The organism is Citrobacter sp. Cb004, assembly GCF_030337065.1.
GTDB lineage: Bacteria > Pseudomonadota > Gammaproteobacteria > Enterobacterales > Enterobacteriaceae > Citrobacter > Citrobacter braakii.
Genome location: NZ_JAOWCH010000065.1, coordinates 1 through 24508 on the forward strand (window position 1 = coordinate 1; position 24508 = coordinate 24508).

21 protein-coding genes, 2 pseudogenes and 1 other annotated feature are annotated in these 24508 nt (G+C 50.0%); of the genes and pseudogenes, 12 read left to right on the forward strand and 11 right to left on the reverse strand.

Annotated features, from left to right (window positions below; genetic code table 11):
* The 6 genes from cpsG to tnpA form a co-directional block, all read left to right on the forward strand.
* Positions 1–1362 (forward strand): phosphomannomutase CpsG (cpsG, locus tag OGV65_RS15345; protein ID WP_286455135.1); only part of this gene is annotated, 1362 nt, incomplete at its 5' end.
* 78 nt (positions 1363–1440) lie between these two features.
* Positions 1441–2253, forward strand: coding sequence for a glycosyltransferase (locus OGV65_RS15350; protein ID WP_235117101.1), 813 nt, complete (start codon positions 1441–1443; stop codon positions 2251–2253).
* 42 nt (positions 2254–2295) lie between these two features.
* The gene (locus OGV65_RS15355; RefSeq protein WP_235117102.1) at positions 2296–3339 is read left to right on the forward strand and encodes an acyltransferase family protein; all 1044 of its coding nucleotides are present in this window, start codon (positions 2296–2298) and stop codon (positions 3337–3339) included.
* 121 nt (positions 3340–3460) lie between these two features.
* Positions 3461–4867 carry an NADP-dependent phosphogluconate dehydrogenase gene (gene gnd / locus OGV65_RS15360; protein ID WP_235117103.1) on the forward strand — a complete coding sequence of 469 codons (1407 nt, stop codon included), beginning with the start codon at positions 3461–3463 and terminating at the stop codon, positions 4865–4867.
* Positions 4868–5113: 246 nt separating this feature from the next.
* Entirely contained in the window at positions 5114–6280 is a 1167-nt protein-coding gene (gene ugd / locus OGV65_RS15365; protein WP_235117104.1) for a UDP-glucose 6-dehydrogenase, read from the forward strand.
* Positions 6281–6466: 186 nt separating this feature from the next.
* Positions 6467–6925, forward strand: a complete 459-nt coding sequence (tnpA, locus tag OGV65_RS15370; protein ID WP_286455136.1) for an IS200/IS605 family transposase — start codon at positions 6467–6469, stop codon at positions 6923–6925.
* 128 nt (positions 6926–7053) lie between these two features.
* Here the strand turns inward: tnpA and OGV65_RS15375 are convergent.
* Positions 7054–8048: pseudogene (locus OGV65_RS15375) on the reverse strand (NAD-dependent epimerase).
* A gap of 417 nt (positions 8049–8465) precedes the next feature.
* Here OGV65_RS15375 and wzzB point away from each other — a divergent pair.
* Positions 8466–9443, forward strand: a complete 978-nt coding sequence (wzzB, locus tag OGV65_RS15380) for an LPS O-antigen chain length determinant protein WzzB (RefSeq protein ID WP_235117106.1) — start codon at positions 8466–8468, stop codon at positions 9441–9443.
* A 64-nt stretch (positions 9444–9507) separates the two neighbouring features.
* Here the strand turns inward: wzzB and hisIE are convergent, their stop codons facing one another.
* The 9 genes from hisIE to hisL form a co-directional block, all read right to left on the reverse strand.
* The gene (gene hisIE / locus OGV65_RS15385) at positions 9508–10119 is read right to left on the reverse strand and encodes a bifunctional phosphoribosyl-AMP cyclohydrolase/phosphoribosyl-ATP diphosphatase HisIE (RefSeq protein WP_103766463.1); all 612 of its coding nucleotides are present in this window, start codon (positions 10117–10119) and stop codon (positions 9508–9510) included.
* Positions 10113–10889 carry an imidazole glycerol phosphate synthase subunit HisF gene (gene hisF, locus OGV65_RS15390; RefSeq protein ID WP_019077116.1) on the reverse strand — a complete coding sequence of 259 codons (777 nt, stop codon included), beginning with the start codon at positions 10887–10889 and terminating at the stop codon, positions 10113–10115. Before hisF ends, hisIE begins: the two co-directional genes overlap by 7 nt.
* Positions 10871–11608 carry a 1-(5-phosphoribosyl)-5-[(5-phosphoribosylamino)methylideneamino]imidazole-4-carboxamide isomerase gene (gene hisA / locus OGV65_RS15395; RefSeq protein ID WP_016153557.1) on the reverse strand — a complete coding sequence of 246 codons (738 nt, stop codon included), beginning with the start codon at positions 11606–11608 and terminating at the stop codon, positions 10871–10873. Before hisA ends, hisF begins: the two co-directional genes overlap by 19 nt.
* Positions 11608–12198, reverse strand: a complete 591-nt coding sequence (gene hisH / locus OGV65_RS15400; protein WP_003030129.1) for an imidazole glycerol phosphate synthase subunit HisH — start codon at positions 12196–12198, stop codon at positions 11608–11610. Before hisH ends, hisA begins: the two co-directional genes overlap by 1 nt.
* The gene (hisB, locus tag OGV65_RS15405) at positions 12198–13265 is read right to left on the reverse strand and encodes a bifunctional histidinol-phosphatase/imidazoleglycerol-phosphate dehydratase HisB (protein WP_131346294.1); all 1068 of its coding nucleotides are present in this window, start codon (positions 13263–13265) and stop codon (positions 12198–12200) included. The genes hisH and hisB overlap by 1 nt, the downstream gene beginning before the upstream one ends.
* Positions 13262–14341 (reverse strand): histidinol-phosphate transaminase, encoded by a 1080-nt coding sequence (gene hisC, locus OGV65_RS15410; protein ID WP_286455137.1) that lies wholly within the window; start codon positions 14339–14341, stop codon positions 13262–13264. The genes hisB and hisC overlap by 4 nt, the downstream gene beginning before the upstream one ends.
* Complete coding sequence (gene hisD, locus OGV65_RS15415) at positions 14338–15642, reverse strand: histidinol dehydrogenase (protein WP_046275333.1); 1305 nt, start codon at positions 15640–15642, stop codon at positions 14338–14340. Before hisD ends, hisC begins: the two co-directional genes overlap by 4 nt.
* 5 nt (positions 15643–15647) lie before the next feature.
* Positions 15648–16547, reverse strand: a complete 900-nt coding sequence (gene hisG / locus OGV65_RS15420) for an ATP phosphoribosyltransferase (protein WP_200080126.1) — start codon at positions 16545–16547, stop codon at positions 15648–15650.
* A 45-nt stretch (positions 16548–16592) separates the two neighbouring features.
* Positions 16593–16715, reverse strand: a sequence feature (His leader region).
* Entirely contained in the window at positions 16691–16738 is a 48-nt protein-coding gene (gene hisL, locus OGV65_RS15425; protein WP_100250077.1) for a his operon leader peptide, read from the reverse strand. Its footprint overlaps the feature before it by 25 nt.
* Positions 16739–16912: 174 nt before the next feature.
* Here hisL and OGV65_RS15430 point away from each other — a divergent pair, with 174 nt between their 5' ends.
* The 4 genes and pseudogenes from OGV65_RS15430 to plaP all read left to right on the forward strand — a co-directional run bounded on the left by OGV65_RS15430 (position 16913) and on the right by plaP (position 20338).
* The gene (locus OGV65_RS15430; protein ID WP_016156891.1) at positions 16913–17737 is read left to right on the forward strand and encodes an SDR family oxidoreductase; all 825 of its coding nucleotides are present in this window, start codon (positions 16913–16915) and stop codon (positions 17735–17737) included.
* Between the two features lie 40 nt (positions 17738–17777).
* A pseudogene (locus OGV65_RS15435) lies at positions 17778–18762 on the forward strand (LysR substrate-binding domain-containing protein).
* A 162-nt stretch (positions 18763–18924) separates the two neighbouring features.
* On the forward strand, positions 18925–18987 hold the full coding sequence (gene yoeI, locus OGV65_RS25430) for a membrane protein YoeI (RefSeq protein WP_099045591.1): 63 nt from the start codon (positions 18925–18927) through the stop codon (positions 18985–18987).
* A complete protein-coding gene (gene plaP, locus OGV65_RS15440) occupies positions 18977–20338 on the forward strand; it encodes a putrescine/proton symporter PlaP (protein WP_016153551.1) in 1362 nt (453 codons plus the stop codon). Before yoeI ends, plaP begins: the two co-directional genes overlap by 11 nt.
* Positions 20339–20398: 60 nt before the next feature.
* Here plaP and sbcB read toward each other — a convergent pair whose 3' ends face one another.
* On the reverse strand, positions 20399–21823 hold the full coding sequence (gene sbcB / locus OGV65_RS15445; protein WP_016153550.1) for an exodeoxyribonuclease I: 1425 nt from the start codon (positions 21821–21823) through the stop codon (positions 20399–20401).
* A 397-nt stretch (positions 21824–22220) separates the two neighbouring features.
* Here sbcB and phsA point away from each other — a divergent pair, with 397 nt between their 5' ends.
* Positions 22221–24494, forward strand: a complete 2274-nt coding sequence (phsA, locus tag OGV65_RS15450; RefSeq protein ID WP_286455138.1) for a thiosulfate reductase PhsA — start codon at positions 22221–22223, stop codon at positions 24492–24494.
* Positions 24495–24508: the final 14 nt, after the last annotated feature.

Here is a 24508-nt window from a genome sequence, read left to right on the forward strand (position 1 = left end):
AAATTAACCTGTTTCAAAGCCTACGATATTCGCGGCAGGCTGGGCGAAGAGCTGAATGAAGAGATTGCGTGGCGCATTGGCCGCGCTTACGGCGAGTTCCTGAAGCCTAAATCTATTGTTCTGGGCGGCGATGTGCGTCTGACCAGCGAGACGCTAAAGCTGGCGCTGGCGAAAGGGCTGCAGGATGCGGGGGTGAATGTGCTGGATATTGGCATGTCGGGCACCGAAGAGATTTACTTCGCCACCTTCCACCTTGGCATTGACGGCGGTATTGAAGTGACCGCCAGCCATAATCCGATGGATTACAACGGCATGAAGCTGGTGCGGGAAGGGGCGCGGCCCATCAGCGGTGATACCGGTCTGCGCGACGTGCAGCGCCTGGCGGAAGCCAACGACTTCCCGGCGGTTGATGCGACAAAACGTGGCCACTATCAGCGTATTACTACCCGCGATGCCTACATCGACCACCTGCTGGGTTACATCAATCCCGGCAGCCTGAAACCGATGAAGCTGGTGCTCAACTCCGGCAACGGTGCGGCAGGTCCAGTGGTTGACGTCATTGAAGCCCGTTTTAAGGCGCTGGGGGTGCCGGTCGAGTTCATCAAAATTCACAATACGCCGGATGGCAACTTCCCCAACGGTATCCCCAATCCTCTGCTGCCGGAATGCCGGGCCGACACGCGCAATGCGGTGATTGAACACGGTGCGGATATGGGGATTGCCTTCGACGGTGATTTTGACCGCTGCTTCCTGTTCGATGAAAAAGGTCAGTTCATTGAGGGCTACTACATTGTCGGCCTGCTGGCAGAAGCGTTTCTGGAGAAGAATCCGGGGGCGAAAATTATCCACGACCCGCGCCTGTCCTGGAATACCGTGGACGTGGTGACGGCGGCAGGCGGTAAACCGGTGATGTCAAAAACCGGGCACGCGTTTATCAAAGAGCGGATGCGCCATGAAGATGCCATTTATGGCGGTGAAATGAGCGCGCATCACTATTTCCGTGATTTTGCTTACTGCGACAGCGGAATGATCCCGTGGCTGCTGGTGGCGGAACTGCTGAGTCTGAAAGGACAGTCGCTGGGTGAACTGGTCCGTGACCGGATGGTGGCCTATCCGGCGAGTGGGGAAATCAACAGCACGCTGGCAGAGCCGGCGGCAGCGATTGCGCGTGTGGAGCAGCACTTTTCCAGTGAGGCGCTGACGGTGGACAGAACGGACGGTATCAGCATGGCGTTTGTCGACTGGCGCTTTAATTTACGCTCTTCCAATACCGAACCGGTGGTGCGCCTGAACGTGGAATCGCGCGGAGATGAGCAACTTATGAGAAGTAAAACAGAAGAAATACTCAGAATTTTAAATTAATGTTTAAGTATAAGGCTGTGTCGAAAGCATAGCCTTTATTTTCTTTTTAAGGTTTCATCAGATGGATTATTTCTTAGGATGAATCATAGCATAGCAATAATTCTGAGTGTTTATAATTCAGAAAAACCAGATTATCTGCATCAAAGTCTTTCTAGCCTTTTTTCTCAAACTATGAAAGCAGATATTTACCTTTATATTGATGGGGGAATTAATAAGTCCTTGGAAAGTGTGATTGAGAGTTTTGAAGCTGAACCTAATTTCTATGTTGTGCGAGGAGAGAAAAATAAAGGTCTGGCCTTTGCTCTGAATACACTTATCGATGTGGCTTTAAGTAGAGGTTATCGATACATTGCAAGGATGGATACGGATGATGTGTCACGTTTAAACCGTATTGAAAAACAGTTTAGGTTCATGGAAGATAGACCGGAGATTGACGTACTAGGCGGATATTGCCATGAATTTGGTAGTGAGTACGCACTTGAATTAAAGAAAGTTCCGCTCGAACATGATGATCTTAAAAAATACAGTATAATCCGTTGCCCATTTATACACCCAACAGTGATGTTTAGAAGTTCAGTTTTCAAAGATGGGATTCGTTATCCTTTAGATACACAATTTACTGAGGATATGGCGTTGTGGTTCTTTCTCCTTGAAAAAGGATATCGTTTTCATAATATCCCCGAGGTCTTGCTGGACTATAGGCTTAATGATAGCACTTTTTCCAGAAGAAGGGGGATTGGAAAAGCAATAAGTGAGTTTTCAGTTCGCTTCAAGTATATGTTTAAGCTAAAAGAGGCTAGTTTTAAGAGGTGTATTATTCTGATTATTAAATTCTTTTTTCATGTGTTACCTTTGTTTTTGATTCGCTATGCTTATAAAAGACATCGCTAAATGTGCGGTGGATATGAATATTTATAAAATGAAGATTATTAAATGAAAAATATGGAACATCGGGATAACTGTTTTGACATAATTAGATTGTTTGCGGCAATAACCGTCATTATCTCCCATCAGTACTCTCTTTCTGGACTGTCTGAGCCAATTTTTCTTGGTATGAGTACTTACGGGGGGGTAGCGGTTATTGTTTTTTTTGCTATCTCGGGATTCTTGATTACTAAATCTTGCATGAGAAGTCAAGGGTTCATCTCATATATATCAAAACGTGCAAGGAGAATATTCCCTGCGTTGTTGCCATGCGCAATTTTTATGTATCTAGTGTTGGGCGTGTACTTGAGGTGGGGGGATTTATCTTCTTATATTAATATATCAATTCTGAAAAATATTATTAGCGTCGTAACCATCCAGGGCGCACCGCCTCACTCCGGGATATTTGATGGTTTTATTCACCCATACTCTCTCAATGATAGTTTATGGACGTTACCACTTGAGTTTTTATGTTATCTTCTTTTGGGTGTAGTGTTTTTTTTATTTAAAAATGCTTTAAAAGCAATGTTAATTTCTTTCGTGGTACTTTTTATTATTTCTATTTATTTACTGTTTAATAAAACATCAATAGTGTTTTTTGGAGTGGTTTTACAGGCACTTCCGGTGAGGGCTTTATCCTTTTTAACAGGAGCTGTAATGGCTCTCACGATAAGTTATTGGAATGATAAAAAAATAAAGAAATATATATTTATGATATCGTTTTTTATTCTTTTATCTGTCGCTTATAAAAATGAAATTAATGTGTTGGGTTATATTTTATTATCAATTATCACAATAGTTGTTGGCTGTTCATTTAAAGACCAGATAATATCTGGTCGATTTGATTATTCATATGGTATATATATATATTCTTTCCCGGTGCAACAGTTTATTATAAATAAACTGCAGTTTGAATTTTATTTCGGAATGTTTGTTAGTATCATTGTGTCAATTTTTTTTGGGTTCCTTTCATGGCATTTTGTTGAGTCGAAGTTTCTTAAAGTAAATAAATCATATGTGAAAAAACATGATGTGTTGGGACAGAGTACTTAATACTTACTAAGTATAGTATTTAGTTTGCTTCTATCATTTTATATCTGAGTTGAGTTAACATCTAAGTCACATTCAAGCCGCGCATATGTCGCGCGGTGACCACACCTGACAGGAGTATGTAATGTCCAAGCAACAGATCGGCGTCGTCGGTATGGCAGTGATGGGGCGCAACCTGGCGCTCAACATCGAAAGCCGCGGTTATACTGTCTCCATCTTCAACCGCTCCCGTGAAAAAACCGAAGAAGTTGTAGCCGAGAATCCAGGTAAGAAGCTGGTTCCGCACTACACGGTGAAGGAGTTCGTCGAGTCTCTTGAAACCCCACGTCGTATCCTGTTAATGGTGAAAGCAGGTGCAGGCACTGATGCTGCTATTGACTCCCTGAAGCCGTATCTGGATAAAGGCGACATCATCATTGATGGCGGTAACACCTTCTTCCAGGACACTATCCGTCGTAACCGTGAACTGTCCGCCGAAGGCTTTAACTTCATCGGTACTGGTGTTTCCGGCGGTGAAGAGGGTGCCTTGAAAGGTCCTTCTATCATGCCTGGCGGCCAGAAAGAAGCGTATGAGTTGGTTGCACCGATCCTTACTAAGATTGCTGCAGTAGCTGAAGATGGTGAACCGTGCGTAACCTATATTGGTGCTGACGGTGCAGGTCACTACGTGAAGATGGTGCACAACGGTATCGAATATGGCGATATGCAGTTGATTGCTGAAGCCTATTCTCTGCTGAAAGGCGGCCTGAACCTGTCTAACGACGAGCTAGCCACTACCTTCACCGAGTGGAACGAAGGCGAGCTGAGCAGCTACCTGATTGACATCACCAAAGATATCTTCACCAAAAAGGATGAAGAGGGTAAATACCTGGTTGATGTGATCCTGGACGAAGCGGCGAACAAAGGTACCGGTAAATGGACCAGCCAGAGCTCTCTGGATCTGGGCGAACCGCTGTCGCTGATCACCGAATCCGTATTCGCCCGCTACATCTCTTCTCTGAAAGACCAGCGTGTTGCGGCATCTAAAGTACTTTCTGGTCCGCAGGCTAAGCTGGCTGGCGATAAAGCTGAGTTCGTTGAGAAAGTGCGCCGTGCGCTGTACCTTGGCAAAATCGTCTCCTATGCACAGGGCTTCTCTCAACTGCGTGCCGCATCTGACGAATACAACTGGGAGCTGAACTACGGCGAAATCGCCAAGATCTTCCGCGCAGGCTGTATCATTCGCGCGCAGTTCCTGCAGAAAATCACCGACGCCTATGCTGAAAACAAAGGCATCGCAAACCTGCTGTTGGCACCGTACTTCAAAAATATCGCTGATGAATATCAGCAAGCGCTGCGTGATGTTGTGGCTTACGCTGTTCAGAACGGTATTCCGGTACCGACCTTCTCTGCAGCGGTAGCCTACTACGACAGCTACCGTTCTGCGGTACTGCCGGCTAACCTGATCCAGGCCCAGCGTGACTACTTTGGCGCGCATACGTATAAACGCACTGATAAAGAAGGTGTGTTCCATACCGAATGGCTGGATTAATCTGATTTAGCCTAACATGAAAATCCAGGCCCGGAGCGCTCCTCCGGGCTTTTTTTATTGAGCAAAACAGTATGCTACGGAGGAGTAAGTGCAGGGGATTGAGCGGAATAGCGATATAATATAGGTATTCCAGCTTACTGTCTCGTCTTGACAGTTCAGCGATGTCAGGGGTAAAAACCTAACAGTTGTTTCGGTTGTTGGGAAATGTATTCTCTTAAAACGTTTAACCAAAAGAAGTCAGAGCAAATGAAAATAACTATTTCAGGAACAGGTTATGTTGGTCTTTCAAACGGTATTTTGATTGCCCAAAATCACGAAGTAGTCGCGCTGGACATTGTGCAGGCTAAAGTGGATATGCTTAACATGAAGCAATCCCCCATTGTAGATAAAGAGATAGAAGAGTATCTGTTAACGAAAAATCTTAATTTTCGCGCAACAACCGACAAGCAAGATGCTTACAAAAATGCCGATTATGTTATTATAGCTACTCCGACTGATTACGATCCTAAAACCAACTATTTTAATACCTCCAGCGTTGAATCAGTCATCCGCGATGTGTTGGAAGTGAATCCACTGGCAGTGATGATTATTAAATCAACCATCCCGGTAGGTTTTACCCAGTCAATTAAAGAACGTTTAGGCACAGATAATATTATTTTCTCGCCTGAGTTTTTGCGAGAAGGAAAAGCGCTTTATGATAATCTTCATCCCTCACGTATTGTGATTGGGGAGTGTTCGCCACGTGCTACTCGATTCGCAGAGTTATTGCAGGAAGGCGCAGTAAAACAAAACATTCCAACGCTATTTACTGACTCTACTGAAGCTGAAGCGATTAAACTGTTTGCAAATACTTATCTTGCTATGCGTGTGGCATATTTTAACGAATTGGATAGCTACGCTGAAAGCTTAGGTCTAAATGCTCGACAAATTATTGAAGGTGTTTGTCTGGATCCACGTATTGGCCACCATTACAATAATCCGTCATTCGGCTACGGTGGTTATTGCTTACCAAAAGATACTAAACAGCTGCTGGCAAACTATCAGACTGTACCGAATAATCTTATTTCTGCAATTGTGGATGCCAACCGTACACGTAAAGATTTTATTGCAGATTCAATCCTGGCACGAAAACCCAAAGTCGTAGGCGTATACCGTTTGATCATGAAAAGTGGCTCTGATAATTTCAGGGCATCCTCTATACAGGGAATCATGAAGCGCATCAAAGCTAAAGGCGTACCGGTTATTATTTATGAGCCCGTAATGGAAAAGGATGAATTTTTCCACTCTCGGGTTGTCCGTGATCTGGATGCGTTTAAAAGTGAGGCGGATATTATTATTTCTAACCGTATGACTCCAGAATTAGTTGACGTTGTCGATAAGGTGTATACCCGCGATTTGTTTGGTAGCGATTAATATTCCTCTCTACAAAAAAGGCCTTTAAAAAGGCCTTTTTATTGTGCACAGAAAACCCCCAGCTAGGCTGGGGGTTCCGGAAAGCTTTCAGCTTTGGGCCAGTTATTAAAACCCCTTTTGATTTGTTAAAACACATTGCGGTCTGGCAACTGCAAATGTTTAACAAGAAATCAAAAGGGGGTCCCAATGGGGGACGAAAAGAGCTTAGCGCACACCCGATGGAACTGTAAATATCACATAGTTTTTGCGCCCAAATACCGAAGACAAGCATTCTACGGTGAGAAACGCAGGGCGATAGGCAGCATCTTAAGAAAGCTGTGTGAGTGGAAAAACGTGCGGACCCTGGAAGCGGAATGCTGTGCAGATCATATTCATATGCTTGTGGAAATCCCACCCAAAATGAGCGTATCCGGCTTTATGGGGTATCTGAAAGGGAAAAGCAGTCTGATGCTGTATGAACAGTTTGGGGATATGAAATTCAAGTACAGGAATAGAGAGTTCTGGTGCCGGGGATACTACGTAGATACGGCGGGTAAGAACACGGTGAAGATACAGGAATGCATAAAGCACCAGCTTGCAGAAGATAAAATGGGTGAGCAGTTATCGATCGCTTATCCGGGTAGCCCGTTTACGGGCCGTAAGTAACGAAGTCTGATGCAAATGTCAGATCGTATGCGCCTGTTAGGGCGCGGCTGGTAACAGAGCCTTATAGGTGCATCCGAAAAACCTCCGGCTATGCCGGAGGATATTTATTATTTTAAACAGGTCAGTAATTAAACTTTGTAGAAGTCACGGTTCCAGTCGACAAAGTTACGCACTCCATCCCTAACCGTCGTATCTGGTTTAAAACCGATTACATCTTATAGCGCTTTGGTCTCTGCGCTGGTTTCCAGCACGTCACCGGGCTGTAGCGGTAGCATATTTTTTGAAGCGTCGATGCCAAGAGCTTCTTCAAGGGCTTTGATATAGTCCATTATCTCAACCGGTGAACTATTGCCGATATTCTAGACGCGATACGGGGCGATACTGGTCACTGGTGTTCCTGTTTCAACGGTCCACTGGGCATCTGCTTGCGGAATGGCATCCTGCAGGCGAATGATTGCTTCTGCGATATTATCAATATAGGTGAAATCGCGCTTCGTTTTGCCGTAGTTATAAACATCAATACTTTTCCCTTCAAGCATCGCTTTGGTGAACTTGAACAGCGCCATATCCGGGCGACCCCATGGACCATACACGGTGAAAAAACGCAGGCCGGTTGTTGGCAATCCGTACAGATGAGAATAGGTATGGGCCATCAGTTCGTTGGCTTTTTTTGTTGCCGCATACAGTGACACGGGGTGATCAACAGAATCATCTGTTGAGAAAGGCATTTTCTGATTCAATCCGTATGCCGAACTGGAGGAGGCATAGAGCAAATGCTGAATTTTATTGTGCCGACAACCTTCCAGTATGTTCAAAAAACCGGTGAGGTTAGAGTCCGCGTAAGCATGCGGATTTTCGAGTGAATAACGAACACCCGCCTGTGCTGCAAGATGAATCACACTATCAAAATGCCCAGATACGAAGAGTTCGGAGATACTTTCGCGGTCGGCCAAATCCATTTTATGAAAATGGAAGTTGGCTGTGCCAGTAATTCCAGACGGGCCTGCTTAAGGCTTACGTCGTAGTAATCGTTCAGGTTATCAATACCGACTACTTGATGGCCAGCCTCAAGGAGGCGTTTGCTAACGTGGAAGCCGATGAAACCAGCGGCCCCCGTAACCAGGTATTATATGTTTATTCCTCTTTTTGGCTAAATAATAGCCAGGTACCAACGAATACTGCTAAAAGTGGAATGAAACCGATAGATGGCTAAAAAGCTAATCGTTATCTCTTTTTACTCTTGTCGTTTTACTCATTAGAATGCAAGTATTCATTGCTTGAATTTAATACAATGACAATGAAAAGTAGACTATATCGACTGTCTGGCATGGGACCCGTTGAGTGAAATAATTTACTCAGGAGGAGACTTGTGTATTGACACTGCTGTTTTATCTCTTCCCTTCTTCAGTAGTGATTGAAATACCAATCAAATTCCCTCAAACAATTTGATTTTTTTATCATTAATCCTATGGCATTGCCTCAAATTATAGCTAAACTAATTCGAGTTTAAGTCTTTCCTCATTCAGAGTTTAGGGTATTTATGTCTGTAGGTGATAACAAAATATCTGGACGCAGCAACGATCCGGATCAGATTGATCTTATTGATTTAGTAATACAATTATGGCGTGGTAAAGTAACGATAATTGTCTGTGTGGTTGTCGCGATTGTGTTGGCCGTGGGATACCTGGCCGTTGCGAAAGAGAAATGGACATCGAATGCAATTATCACGCAACCGGATGTTGGGCAGATAGCCGCTTACAACAATGCCTTGAATGTATTGTATGGTGCAAGTGCGCCAGCATCGCTTCAAATGAATGTGATTGGGCGTTTTAGTACCGCTTTTTCTGCATTAGTTGAAACATTGGACAATCAAGAAAAATCGGAAAAACTGACTATTGAGCAGTCAGTAAAAGGCCAGCAATTACCATTGGTCGTCTCTTATGTAGGGGATTCCGCGGAAAGGGCGCAGCGCCAGCTTTCTGAATACATCCAACAAATTGATGACAAAGTCGCCAAAGAGATGGTTGTTGATCTGGCAGATAATATTCAATTACGAACAACAGCGCTTACAGACTCGCTGAAAACCCAAGAGGTTATTGCTCAGGAGCAAAAGGATTTGCGTATCAAGCAAATCCAGGAAGCTTTGCGTTATGCAGAACAGGCTGGGGTGGTGAAGCCACAAATTCAGCAAACTCAGGATGTCACGCAGGACAGTATGCTACTGCTGGGCAGTGATGCACTGAAATCAATGATTGAACACGAAGCGACTCGTCCCTTGATCTTCTCTGGTAATTACTACCAGACCAAGCAAAACCTACTGGACATTGAGGCGTTAAATCTTGAAAAGGCAAAACTGCACTCCTACCGCTATGTGTTGAAACCAACGTTACCGATTCGTCGTGACAGTCCGAAAAAAGCAATCACCCTGGTGCTGGCGGTTCTGCTCGGCGGGATGATTGGTGCCGGGATCGTGCTGGGGCGAAATGCGCTGCGCGGTTACAAAGCCAAAGCACTGTAATCCTAAAGCAGTTTTATTCTGACAACAAAAAACCGGGCGAGCCCGGTTTTTTTACATGTGCAGATTACTGATGTCTTTTGCGTAAATTCTCAATCACCGTCGTCAGGTCGAGGTCCTGGTCCTGCAGCAGAACCAGCAGGTGATACATCAGATCAGAGGCTTCATTGGTCAGTTCGAGACGATCGTTCACGGTTGCGGCCAGCGCGGTCTCTACGCCTTCTTCGCCTACCTTCTGGGCAATACGTTTAGTGCCGCTGGCATACAGCTTCGCAGTGTAGGAGCTTGCCGGGTCAGCGGTTTTACGTTCGGCCAGCAGTTGCTCAAGCTGATACAGGAACAGCCACTGGTGGCTGGCGTCGCCAAAGCAGCTTGAGGTGCCTTTATGGCAGGTTGGGCCAATCGGGTTAACCAGCACCAGCAGGGTGTCGTTGTCGCAGTCAGGCGCGATGCTCACCACGTTCAGGAAGTGACCGGAGGTTTCTCCTTTGGTCCACAGACGCTGCTTGGTCCGCGAGAAAAAGGTCACTTTGCCGCTTTCAAGCGTTTTATCCAGTGCTTCCGGGTTCATATAACCCAGCATTAGTACCTCACCGGAAACCGCATGCTGCACGATGACTGGCATCAGTCCGTCGGTTTTTTCCCAGTCCAGCTCGCGGCATTGTTGCTTCGTTAACATATCCTGATCTCCACGCCCTGTGTTGCCAGGTACGCTTTTAATTCGCCAATATTAATAATTTGCTTGTGAAAGACGGAAGCGGCAAGCGCGCCGTCAACGTCGGCGTCCCGGAATGCTTCAAGGAAGTGTTCCATGGTGCCCGCGCCGCCGGAGGCAATCAGCGGTACATGGCAAACGTCGCGCACTTTTTTCAGTTGCTCCAGGTCATAACCGTTACGCACGCCGTCCTGGTTCATCATGTTCAGGACGATTTCACCCGCGCCGCGCTTCTGTACTTCCTGCACCCAGTCCAGCGTTTCCCACTGCGTGACGCGGGTACGGCTTTCATCCCCGGTATATTGATTAACATGATATTTGCCGGTTTCAGCGTCATACCAGGTATCAATACCCACCACGATGCACTGCACGCCGAAGCGGTCCGCCAGGCGGGTGATAAGCTCCGGTTCGGCCAGCGCCGGGGAGTTGATAGAGATTTTATCCGCCCCGAAGGAGAGGATGCGCGCCGCATCGTCGATGGATTTAATGCCACCGGCAACGCAGAACGGAATATCGATCACTTCCGCCACGCGAGATACCCAGCTTTTATCCACTACGCGGCCATCGCTGGAGGCGGTGATATCGTAGAACACCAGTTCATCTGCGCCTTCATCGGCATAGCGTTTTGCCAGCGGGACAATGTCGCCAATAATCTCGTGATTGCGAAACTGGACGCCTTTTACCACCTGCCCATCACGAACGTCCAGACAAGGAATTATGCGTTTTGCCAGCATTGAATGGCCTCCTCAACGGTGAACTTACCTTCCAGCAGGGCGCGTCCGACGATCACGCCGCGTACGCCGGTTCCACGCAGGGCTGCTACGTCCTCGATCCCGCCAATGCCGCCAGATGACTGGAATGCTACCTGCGGATATTTGGCGCACACTTCTTCATAAAGCGCGACGTTTGAGCCAGCCAGCGTGCCGTCGCGGGAGATATCGGTGCACAGCACGTGCTTCAGGCCGACGGGTAAATAGGTCTCAACCAGTTCTTCCAGAGAAACCCCGGAATCTTCCTGCCAGCCGCTAACCGCTACCTGTTTATTACCGCGCTCGTCAATACGCACGTCCAGCGCCAGTACCAGCGCGTCGGCGCCAAAACGGGCAAACCAGCTCTTGACTACCTCGGGGGATTTTACTGCCGTCGAACCTACCACCACGCGCGCCACGCCTGCGTCAAGCAGCGCCGCAACGTCCGCTTCAGTCCGCACGCCACCGCCAACCTGTACCGGAACATTGACTCCAGCGACCAGCGTTTTAATCAGCGGGATCTGCCGCTGCGCCGGGTCTTTCGCGCCGGTTAAATCAACCAGGTGCAGTACTTCGGCACCCTGAGCTGCGTAATCCTGTAAACGGGGGAGAGGATCATTGCCATAATCACGTTGCGTTGCGTAATCGCCCTGATGAAGACGCACCACCGTGCCGTCGATTAAATCTAATGCCGGAATAATCATTACATCTCCAGAAAGTTTTTCAGCAACTGCGCCCCAGCCGCGCCTGAGCGTTCAGGGTGAAACTGCACGCCAAAGAAATTGTCCTTTTGTACTGCCGCGGTAAATGGTTCGCCGTAATGGCACTGGGCGATGGTCCACGGGTTCACCGGCATAGCATAGCTGTGTACAAAGTAGAAATACGCGCCATCTTCAATGCCCTGGAACAGACGATTTCCCGCCTGCGGATAGACGCGATTCCAGCCCATATGCGGCAGCGGCAGACCGAAATCGGTCATCTTCGGAACGTCCTGCTCAATAATGCCCAGCAGAGAGACACCGTTACTCTCTTCGCTGCGGCGGCCCAACAGTTGCATGCCTAAGCAGATCCCCAGTACCGGTTGCGTACAGGCTTTAATCAGTTCAATCAGTTCACGCTCGTGCAACTGGTCCATAGCCGCCTGGGCGGTACCGACGCCCGGCAGAAACAGTTTATCGGCACGTAGCACCACGTCCGGGTCACGGCTGACAACCGGGTCGTATCCATGGCGTGCGACGGCGGATTTCACCGAGTGCAGATTGGCGCAGCCGGTATCAAGGATCACCACGTTCATTACAGCACTCCTTTTGAGGAGGGCAGCGTATCGCCTTCTACGCGAATAGCCTGACGTAGCGTACGACCAAAGGCTTTAAACAGGCTCTCCACACGGTGGTGGTCATTTTTCCCTTTGGTTTTCAGGTGCAAGGTGACACCCATGGTGTAAGAGAGTGAACGGAAGAAGTGTTCAATCATCTCTGTGCTCAGATCGCCAACGCGCTGGTAGGTAAACTCCGCGCGGTATTCCAGGTGCGGACGCCCCGAGATATCCAGCGCGCAACGTGCCAGGCACTCGTCCATCGGCAGCACAAAACCAAAACGGTTGATACCGCGTTTATCGCCTAATGCCAGCTTTAAGGCTTCACCCAGCGCCAGACCGGTATCTTCAACGGTGTGGTGATCGTCAATATACAGATCGCCTTTGACGGCAATCTCCATGCGAAAACCGCCGTGGGTGGCGATTTGATCCAGCATGTGGTCAAAGAAGCCAACGCCGGTATTGATTTTGCTACTGCCTTCGCGGTCCAGCCAGACTTTGACGTCAATCTGCGTCTCTTTGGTATTGCGCTCAACGTGCGCGTAGCGGTCTCGTTTGGTCAACTGCTCACCGATCATCGCCCAGTTCAGGGTGTCGCGGTGATAGCGTAATCCGCTAATGCCCATGTTTTCTGCGAGCTGAATATCGGTCGCCCGGTCACCAATGACGTAGCTGTTTGCCACATCCATGGCCTGTTCAACCAGATATTGCTCAACCAGTTTCACTTTTGGCTTACGGCAATCACACGCGTCCGCTGGCAGGTGCGGGCAGATCAGCACCTCATCGAATGCTACGCCCTGAGAGGTGAATATTTGCATCATCAGGTTATGCGGACCGTCAAAATCGGCCTGCGGAAAGCTCTGCGTACCGAGTCCATCCTGGTTAGTAATCATCACCAGCTTAAAGCCTGCTTTTTGCAGCTTCAGCAAAACGGGAACGACGTCCGGCTCGAAGGCGAGTTTGTCAAAGCGATCGACCTGAAAGTCACTTGGCGGTTCGGAAATCAGGGTTCCATCACGGTCAATAAAAAGATACTTCTGGCTCATACTTGCTCCGCACGTAAGGCGTCAATGACGCGCTGGCTCTCTTCGCGGGTTCCGACAGTAATTCGCAGGCAGCCGCTTAATGAAGGTTGTTTATTCTGATCTCGTAAGATAATGCCCTGATCCCACAAAGATTTAAATACGCTGCTTGATGCGGTGAAGCGCGCCAGAACATAGTTGGTTTCAGAGTCAAAAACCTGCTCTACACAGCGAATGGTTTTCAGGTTCTCCATCAGATACTGACGCTCTTGCAGGATCTGCTCTACGCGTTCGCGCATGGCGGAAATCCCTTGTGGCGTCAGCGCCTGGGCGGCAATATCCGCTACCGGGGTAGAAAGCGGGTAGGGGGCAATCACCTTTAACAGCAGATTGATAACCTCTTCATTCGCCAGCGTAAATCCGCAGCGTAAACCGGCGAGAGCAAACGCTTTAGACAGCGTGCGTAATACTGCCAGATGCGGATACTCAGACAGCCAGCCTGCCAGCGTGGCCTGAGGACAAAATTCAATATAGGCCTCATCAGCGACCACGATAGCTTTACCCTGCGTCATTTCGAGCAGTGAACGTAGGTCCTGCGGATTTATCAGCTGGCCGGTTGGGTTATTGGGGCTGCATACGTAGACCACTTTCACGCCATCAAGCTTGTCCGCGATGCCTTGTAAATCCAGCTGCCAGTTATCCAGGGTCGGGACGGTGCGGCATTCAACGCCAATCGTTTCGGCGCTGACGCTGTACATGCCGTAAGTCGGCGGACAGTAGAGAATTGCATCTTTACCGGGTTCGCAAAAAGCGCGCACCAGCAGTTCGATCCCTTCATCTGCGCCGCGGCTGACCAGCACCTGTTCTGGTTTGACGCCAGCATATTGCGCGTAATTCTCAATTACGGCTTTCGGCTGACACTCCGGATAGCGGTTCAGCGTCTGCTGGCGTAGCTGGAACTCAACGGCGGTTGGGTACTCATTCGCGTTGAGCCACACGTCCCCGTTACCGCCAAGACGACGGGCAGACTGATAGGGCGTTAACTCGCGAACATTCTTACGGGCTAAATCAGTGACGCTGAGAAAGTTGTCAGTGCTCATGCTTGCTCCTTCAGGGCGTTAACGCGCAGGGTGACGGCATTTTTGTGGGCAGTCAGTCGTTCAGCCGCGGCCAGTGTTTCAATGGTGGAGGCCAGGGCAGAGAAACCTTGGGGAGTTAATTCCTGTACCGTCATCCGTTTCTGGAAATCAGCCAGCCCAAGGCTTGAGCAGGTTGCGGTATAGCCATAGGTCGGAAGAACGTGGTTGGTGCCGGAAGCATAGTCACCAGCCGACTCAGGGGACCAGTCACCCAGGAATACCGAACCAGCGCTGGTGATATCATCAACCAGTTCACGCGCGTTACGGGTCTGAATAATCAGGTGCTCCGGGCCGTAGGCGTTAGAGATGGCCACGCATTGCTCAAGATCTCTGGCGACGATCAGTCGGCTGGCGGCGAGCGCCTGACGTGCGGTGTCGGCGCGGGAAAGCTCGGCGAGCTGGCGTTCAACGGCTTTGGCCACGCCTTCGGCCAGCGTAGCGTCTGGCGTCAGCAGGATAACCTGCGAGTCGGGGCCGTGTTCGGCCTGAGAAAGCAGGTCGGAAGCAACAAAGTCAGGCGTTGCGCCGCTGTCGGCAATAACCAGCACTTCAGACGGGCCCGCAGGCATGTCGATAGCCGCGCCGTCAAGACGTTGGCTGACCTGACGTTTGGCTTCGGTCACATACGCATTGCCTGGCCCGAAGATTTTATCGACCTTAGGAATAGATTCGGTACCCAGCGCCAGCGCGGCAATGGCCTGCGCGCCGCCCACGTTGAACACCTCTTTTACGCCACACAGTTGCGCGGCGTAGAGGATTTCATCGGCAATCGGCGGCGGTGAGCAGAGCACCACTTTTTTGCAGCCGGCGATACGCGCCGGGGTCGCCAGCATTAATACGGTCGAGAAGAGCGGTGCCGATCCCCCTGGAATATACAGGCCTACGGAGGCGATAGGGCGAGTAATCTGCTGGCAGCGCACGCCAGGCTGAGTTTCAATATCCACTGGCGGCAGAATTTGCGCGGTGTGGAACGCATCAATATTACGCACCGCCGCCTGCATGGCTTGTTTCAGCTCGTCGCTCAGGCGGCTACTGGCTTGCTGAATTTCTTCTTCAGTGACGCGCAGCGCGCCGACCTCGGTTTTGTCAAACTTAGCACTGTATTCACGCAGCGCCCGGTCGCCGTTATTTTTGACGTTCTCAAGAATCTCGGCCACCGTACGGCTGATGCTTTCAGAGGCGGATATCGCCGGGCGCATCAGCAGTTCGCGCTGCTGCTCGGGGCTACAGCTATTCCAGTCGATCAGGGTATTGAAGCTCATGGCTATCACTCCATCATCTTCTCAATCGGCAGCACCAGAATGGAGCTGGCGCCGAGCGCTTTCAGTTTTTCCATCGTTTCCCAGAACAGGGTTTCGCTGCTGACCATGTGCATGGCTACGCGCTGTTGGTCACCTGCCAGTGGCAGAATGGTAGGGCGCTCAGCGCCAGGCAGCAGGGCGATGACTTCGTCCAGACGTTCGCTCGGCGCGTGCATCATGATGTATTTTGATTCACGTGCCTGAATAACCCCCTGAATACGGGTCAGCAGTTTGTCAATCAGTTGTTGCTTGGCTTCGGCCATTTCGCCGTCGCGCTGAATCAGGCAGGCTTTAGAGCGGTAAATCACTTCCACTTCACGCAGACCGTTGGCTTCAAGCGTGGCTCCGGTTGACACCAGATCGCAAATCGCATCAGCCAGACCTGCGCGGGGAGCGACTTCTACAGAGCCGTTTAACAGACAGGATTTAAACGACACCCCTTTTTGATCAAGATAACGTTTAAGCAGGTGTGGGTAAGAGGTAGCGATACGCTTACCGTTCAGCGCTGCCGGGCCATCCCAGGCTTCATCAACCGGGGTAGCCAGCGAAAGACGGCAACCGCCGAAGTCCAGACGACGCAGGGTAAAATAGCGCGGATCTTCACCCTGTGCCCGGCGGTTGAGCAGTTCCTCTTCGAGAACGTTTTCCCCGATGATGCCGAGATCTACGACGCCGTCCATCACCAGACCCGGGATATCATCATCACGCACGCGCAGAATATCGATCGGCATATTCTCAGCCATCGCGATCAGGCGCTGGGTGTGAAGATTAATTTTAATGCCGCAACGGGCCAGCAATTCGCGTGAATCTTCGCTTAAACGACCTGATTTCTGCATAGCTATGCGTAAACGGGTGTTATCTAACATTCTTTATTCCTCGTTATCCTGTCTGAATCAGTTTGGGTCACGCACAAAAAAAAGCCCCCGGAAGAAATCTTCCGGGGGCTTTCTCATACGCTCATGCACCGCTGGAAGATTTAAATGTCTCCCAGCACACATCGCCTGAAAGACTAGTCAGGATGATGGTGATGATGGTGTTTGAATTGAGCGCGTGTCATAAATTTTCTCGATGAATGTTTATTCATTTGATGTCTTTTAACCTAAACCACTTTAGCTACGGAAAGCAAGGGCTTTTTTTGATCATTAATTCATTTCATATTGATACTATGAATTGTCAGCCACTGTGGGCTAGCGTAGCCTTGCGTTATAGGCCAAAAGTCAGGAGAGAAGGCATGAAAAAGGTCGCAATTGTCGGTTTAGGTTGGTTAGGCATGCCGTTAGCTATGTCGCTGGCGGCGAGAGGCTGGCAGGTTACCGGCAGCAAAACCACATTGGATGGGGTGGAAGCGGCCCGCATGAGTGGTATAGAGAGCTACTCGCTGCGCCTGGAGCCTGAACTGGTCTGTGAGACAGACGATCTCGACGCACTGATGGATGCCGACGCGCTGGTTATTACGCTACCTGCGCGCCGTAGCGGTCCGGGGGAGACATTTTACCTGCAGGCTATGCAGGAGCTGGTCGACAGTGCGCTGGCGTACCGTATCCCGCGGATTATTTTTACCAGTTCGACGTCGGTCTATGGCGATGCACAAGGCATCGTGAAAGAAGGGACTCCGCGTAACCCGGTCACGGCAAGTGGTCGCGTTTTGAAAGAACTTGAAGACTGGTTGCACAATTTACCCGGCACTTCGGTGGATATTTTGCGCCTGGCCGGACTTGTCGGCCCGGGAAGACATCCCGGTCGTTTTTTCGCTGGCAAGACAGCGCCAGATGGACACCATGGCGTCAATCTGGTGCATCTGGATGATGTGGTTTCCGCCATCTCTTTGCTGCTGCAAGCGCCAAAAGGGGGACACATCTATAATATATGTGCGCCTATGCATCCGGCGCGCAATGTGTTCTATCCACAGATGGCCCGCCAGTTGGGGATGGAGCCGCCGGAATTTCGTGGCAATGAGGATAACGGTAAAGGTAAAGTCATTGATGGCAACCGTATTTGTAACGAGCTTGGGTTTGAGTACCAGTATCCTGACCCGCTGGTGATGCCGATGGAGTGACAGACCAGCAGAGTGCCGCTGATACCGCCAGGGGGCGAGTATGAAACCACTGCTGGACGTTCTTATCATCCTCGATGCGTTGGAAAAAGAGGGCAGTTTCGCAGCGGCGTCGGCAAAATTGTTTAAGACGCCGTCTGCGCTTAGCTACACCGTCCATAAGCTGGAAAGCGATCTTAATATTCAGCTACTCGATCGCAGCGGCCATCGGGCTAAGTTTACCCGTACCGGACAGATGCTGCTGGAAAAGGGGCGGGAGGTGTTGCACACCGTCCGCGAACTCGAAAAGCAGGCGATTAAACTTCACGAAGGCTGGGAGAATGAACTGGTTATTGGCGTAGATGATACGTTTCCCTTTTCGCTGCTGGCCCCACTCATCGAATCTTTCTATCAACACCACAGTGTGACGCGCCTGAAATTTATCAATGGCGTGCTGGGCGGCTCCTGGGATGCCCTCACTCAGGGGCGGGCGGATATTATTGTCGGCGCCACGCATGAGCCGCCTGCCGCGAGCGAATTTGGCTTTGCGCAGCTAGGGGTTCTGGAGCAGGTGTTTGTGGTTGCGTCGCATCATCCGCTGGCGCAGGAACAGGAGCCGTTGAATCGTCGCACTATTCGGCGTTTTCGCGCGATTGTGGTGGGCGACAATGCACAGCATGCCAACGTCTCCGGCTCCCAGGTGCTTGACGATCAGGAAGCCATCACCGTTTTTGACTTCAAAACCAAGCTGGAACTGCAAATCAGTGGTCTGGGATGCGGCTATATTCCGCGCTATCTGGCGCAGCGATTTCTGGAGAGTGGCGCTCTGATTGAGAAAAAGGTGGTCGCACAAATTATCTTTGAACCCGTGTGGATAGGTTGGAATGAACAGACTGCCGGGTTGGCCAGTGCCTGGTGGCGGGATGAGATTTTAGCAAATAGTGCTATTGCGGGGGTGTACGTTAAAACGGCTGCTGATAAATCAATCAGTTAAGAAAAAATATTCTTTTGTAGTAGCTTCAATCTCTTGTTATTTCTCTCCAAATTAGTGCAAAATACGCCGCTTGCAAAAAATGACATTAACCGACGTTTTAATACGCGTCGGTTATTTTTTTGCATCAAACCAATCATTCATAAAAGAGGCCGGGCTTCGTACCGGATAGATACTTACTTAAAAATCGACAGTTGTTGTCGCTGAGGATTAACAAAAAATGGGGCAATTTTTTGCTTACGCGACGGTTTTCGCCGTAATGGGGGATAACCATGTCGCATAACGCTACTCCAAACACCTCTCGCGTGGAATTACGTAAAACGCTTACGCTGGTTCCGGTTGTCATGATGGGCCTTGCCTATATGCAGCCGATGACGCTGTTCGATACATTCGGTATCGTATCAGGAATGACCGATGGTCACGTCCCGACAGCTTACGCCTTTGCACTGATCGCCATCCTCTTTACCGCACTGAGCTACGGTAAACTGGTGCGTCGCTATCCGTCTGCAGGCTCTGCCTACACTTACGCCCAGAAATCCATTAGCCCGACCGTTGGCTTTATGGTGGGTTGGTCATCACTGCTGGACTACCTGTTCGCACCGATGATCAACATTCTGTTGGCGAAAATTTATTTTGAAGCTCTGGTGCCGTCGATACCGTCATGGATATTCGTGGTGGCGCTGGTGGCCTTTATGACCGCCTTTAACCTGCGCAGCCTGAAATCTGTTGCGAATTTCAACACCGTCATCGTGTTGTTGCAGGTGGTGCTGATTGCAGTGATCCTCGGCATGGTCGTTTATGGCGTGTTCGAAGGGGAAGGTGCCGGTACGCTGGCGAGCAGCCGTCCGTTCTGGTCAGGTGATGCGCATGTGATCCCGATGATCACGGGAGCGACTATCCTGTGCTTCTCGTTCACCGGTTTTGACGGTATCAGCAACCTGTCTGAAGAAACCAAAGACGCTGAACGAGTGATCCCGCGGGCGATTTTCCTGACCGCGCTGATTGGTGGCCTGATCTTTATCGTCTCCACCTATCTGTTGCAGCTGTACTTCCCGGATATCTCGCGCTTCAAGGATCCGGACGCTTCGCAGCCGGAAATCATGCTGTATGTCGCTGGTAAGTTCTTCCAGGTCGGCGCGCTGATTTTCTCTACCATTACCGTACTGGCGTCAGGTATGGCGGCGCATGCAGGCGTAGCGCGTCTGATGTATGTGATGGGGCGTGACGGTGTGTTCCCGAAAAGTTTCTTCGGTTATGTCCACCCGAAATGGCGTACTCCGTCCATGAACATCATTCTGGTTGGTGCGATTGCTCTGCTGGCAATTAACTTCGACCTGGTGATGGCGACGGCGCTGATTAACTTCGGTGCGCTGGTGGCGTTTACCTTCGTTAACCTGTCGGTGATCTCCCAGTTCTGGATCCGTGAGAAGCGTAACAAGACGCTGAAAGACCACTTCCAGTATCTGTTCCTGCCAATGTGCGGTGCGCTGACCGTTGGTGCGCTGTGGGTGAACCTGGAAGAGAGCTCAATGGTTCTGGGTCTGATCTGGGCCGCTATTGGTCTGATTTACCTGGCTTGCGTGACCAAAAGTTTCCGTAACCCGGTGCCACAGTACGACGAAGATATCGCGTAATAGCTGTATTTAGATAAAAAAAACCGGAGACATGTTCTCCGGTTTTTTTATACGTGGGAGTTATACAATCTCTTGCGCATACTGCCAGAGTGACTTCAGCAGCATCAGTTTCTCTTTGTTATCTGCATATTGCTGGCTCAGCATCTGCAATTCATTGGCGTAATTTTGCAAAAACTCCGGCGTGAATATTTGACGACGATGGTCCAGCCAGCGCTGCTGTTCGGCTTCATCCAGCGTTCCGGGGAAGTTACGTGCGCGGTAGTTAAACAGCAGCTTTTCAATGCGCTTATCGACAAAGGAGATATCCAGCGCCGGTAAATTGCGCGGCTCAGTTTCCAGAACGATTTTCATCGCGGCACGGTCGGCATCGCTGAAAAAACCATTGTATAACTGTGCGTCTACGTTATCTGATGGCGTAAAGGGTTCCGCATCGGCGAAGATGGCCACCACTTTGTCGCGAACCTGCGGGTTTTCGCGCAGTATTTTGAGATTATCCAGACAATGCTGGCGGTTAATGCCAAGGCGATCGGCATCTTCCGGGCGCAAGGTATTCGCCTGTGCCAGTACCGGGCATTTGTTGATGTGCACCAGTTTGACCGGCACGGCTGGGTTATCTCCCAGATCAGCTTTAGCAGTGTAGAGCCGCTCACGCAGCGCGTCGCTGTCCAGTTCGAGCAGCGGTGAAATATCACCGGCTAAGTCGACCATAATCACCGCGTTGCGATTCTCAGGATGCCAGGCCAATGGCGCCACCCAACTGGTGTTGCCGCGCCATGCGCCGAACATCCCCGAAACATGGACTAGCGGCTTCATTTGCGGGACATCAATCAATGCGGCCAGCTTGTGCTTATTGCGATGGCTGTAGAGATAATCAAACAGGCGCGGCTGGCGCGACTTCACTAATTGCGCCATCGCAATTGTGGCGTATACATCGGCCATCGCATCGTGGGCATTGGCATGTTCAATACCGTTGGCTTTGGTCAAATGCTCCAGGCGAAAGCTGGGTAAGCCGTCGTCGTTTTCCGGCCAGTTAATTCCTTCAGGACGCAGGGCATAGCAGGCGCGCATCACATCCAGCAGATCCCAGCGTGAATTATCGTTCTGCCAGCTCCAGGCGTAGGGATCGTAGAAATTGCGATACAGGATGTTGCGCGTCACTTCATCATCGAAGCGCACGTTGTTATAGCCCAGGATACAGGTTTTCGGCACGGTGAACAGGGCGTGGATGCGAGCAGCAAAGGCGGCTTCATTTTCTCCTTTTTCACGCGCTTCCTGCGGTGTGATACCGGTTATCAGCACCGCCTCAGGCTGCGGCAGATAGTCGTCTGCGGGTTTGCAATAAAAGACTTCAGGTTCACCAATAATGTTGAAATCGCTATCTGTGCGGATAGCCGCAAATTGCGCGGGTCTGTCCAGCGCCGGATGGGTACCAAAGGTCTCGTAATCGTGAAAGAGAAAACCAGGTTGCTGCTTGCCGTCATTCATTGTTCAGTTATGTCCGGGATCAATTTAGCGCTCGTCCAAGAATACCAAAAAATAGCGAGGTAATCAGCAAAGCGATTATCAATGCTGAATGATGTACGCAATAAAATTGAGATGAACAGGCTTTAATAGAATTGATTAATAAATTTTGTACTGTTAAGGGAAATTACTGGAATAAATTTTCTGAAAGCTATGATCCGATAAATAATATAAATGAGAACCATTATTGTTATTTGGTGCTGATTTGTTGTGTTCTGGAAATTTTAAAATTCTTTTATAAACAATGGGTTTTTATTTTGGCGGTTAGCTGCTCTATATTCTAATGAAATGTGAGTGAGGTTAAAAATTAATAATTTAAACACCATATAATAATTGGATATATCTAATAACAGGAGGTTATATGAGCATTAGTCGGCGTAATTTTTTGCGAGGAGTGGGTATCGGTTGCTCAGCCTGCGCGATAGGCAGTTTTCCGCCAGGCGCACTGGCGCGAAATTCTCCAGAGAGCATTAAGGGGAAAACATCTCTGACGCCAAGCTTGTGCGAAATGTGTTCTTATCGTTGCCCAATACAGGCACAGGTAATTAATAACAAGACGGTTTTTATTCAGGGGAACCCTAATGCGCCTCAACAAGGCACGCGTGTCTGCGCGCGAGGAGGCAGTGGTGTTAGCCTGGTCAACGACCCGCACCGTATTGTCAAACCCATGAAACGCACAGGGCCTCGCGGCAGCGGAGAATGGCAGGTTATTAGTTGGGAACAGGCTTACAAAGAAATTGCCGAAAAAATGACGGCAATAAAAGCGCAGCATGGTCCTCAGGGGGTCGTATTCTCTTCCAAATCTGGTTCGCTTTCGGGTCATTTATTTCAGCTGGCAACGGCATTTGGATCGCCAAACACCTTTACGCATGCGTCGACATGCCCTGCCGGAAAATCGATTGCCGCTAAAGTGATGATGGGCGGCGATTTGGCTATGGATATCGCCAATACCCGTTATATGGTCTCTTTTGGCCACAATCTCTATGAAGGTATTGAGGTTGCCGAAACGCATGAGCTGATGGCCGCGCAGGAAAAGGGCGCAAAAATGGTCAGCTTCGATCCCCGTTTGTCAGTTTTCTCCAGCAAGGCGGATGAATGGCATGCGCTCAAGCCGGGCGGCGACTTGCCGGTGTTAATGGCCATGTGTCACGTCATGATTAATGAACATCTGTATGACGCGGACTTCGTAGCGCGCTACACCACAGGGTTTGACCAACTGGCCGAAGCGGTTCAAGAGACCACGCCGGAATGGGCGCAAAATCAAGCTGATGTGCCTGCTGATGTCATTGTTCGGGTCACCCGCGAAATGGCCGCCTGTGCGCCTCATGCTATCGTCAGCCCTGGCCATCGCGCGACGTTTTCGCAAGAAGAAATTGATATGCGGCGTATGATTTTCACCCTCAATGCGCTGCTGGGAAATATTGAGCGTGAAGGCGGCTTGTACCAGAAAAAAGCCGCGGCGACCTACAATAAGCTGGCCGGAGAGAAGGTCGCTCCGGTGCTGGCAAAACCTGATGCCAAATTGCCCAAACCAACGGCGCAGCGCATCGATTTGGTTGCCCCACAATTCAAGTACATCGCGGCGGGCGGCGGCGTGGTGCAAAGCATCATCGATGCCGTGTTAAACCAGACACCGTATCCGGTGAAGGGATGGATTATGTCCCGTCACAATCCTTTCCAAACCGTGACCTGCCGACCTGATCTGGTCAAAACCGTCGAACAACTCGATCTGGTGGTCAGTTGCGATGTCTATTTAAGCGAAAGCGCGGCATATGCCGATTATCTGTTACCCGAATGCACCTACCTTGAACGCGATGAAGAAGTCTCTGACATGTCGGGCCTGAATCCAGCCTATGCCCTGCGCCAGCAGGTTGTAGAGCCGATAGGGGATGCGCGTCCGAGCTGGCAAATCTGGAAAGAACTGGCCGTGCAGTTAGGCCTTGGGCAGTTCTACCCCTGGCAGGATATGCAGACGCGGCAGCTGTACCAGCTTAATGGCGATCATGCGCTTTCCGCTGAACTGCGTCAGAAAGGATATCGGGAGTGGGGGATTCCGCTGCTGCTGCGGGAACCTGAAGCAGTGCGTCAGTTTGTGGCGCGTTATCCGGGGGCGGTGGCGGTTGACGGCGACGGTACCTATGGCGAGCAACTGCGCTTTAAATCCCCGTCTGGAAAAATTGAACTCTACTCTGAAGAGCTGGAAGCTCTTTTGCCTGGCTACGGTATTCCGCGCGCCCGCAATTTTGCCCTCAAAGGCGACAATGAACTCTATTTTATTCAGGGAAAAGTGGCGGTGCATACCAACGGCGCGACGCAATATGTACCACTGCTGAGTGAGCTGATGTGGGATAACGCGGTGTGGATCCACCCGCAAACGGCCCGTGAAAAAGGCATCAAAAACGGCGATGAGATTTGGCTGGAAAATGCGACCGGTAAGGAAAAAGGCAAAGCGCTGGTTACTGCCGGAATACGACCCGATACGCTGTTCGTTTATATGGGATTTGGCGCCAAGGCGGGAGCTAAAACCGCGGCGACGACGCACGGTATTCACTGCGGTAATTTGCTTCCGCATGTTACCAGTCCGGTTTCCGGTACGGTGGTGCACACCGCTGGCGTCACGCTTCGTCGGGCATGAGAAAGGAGAACATC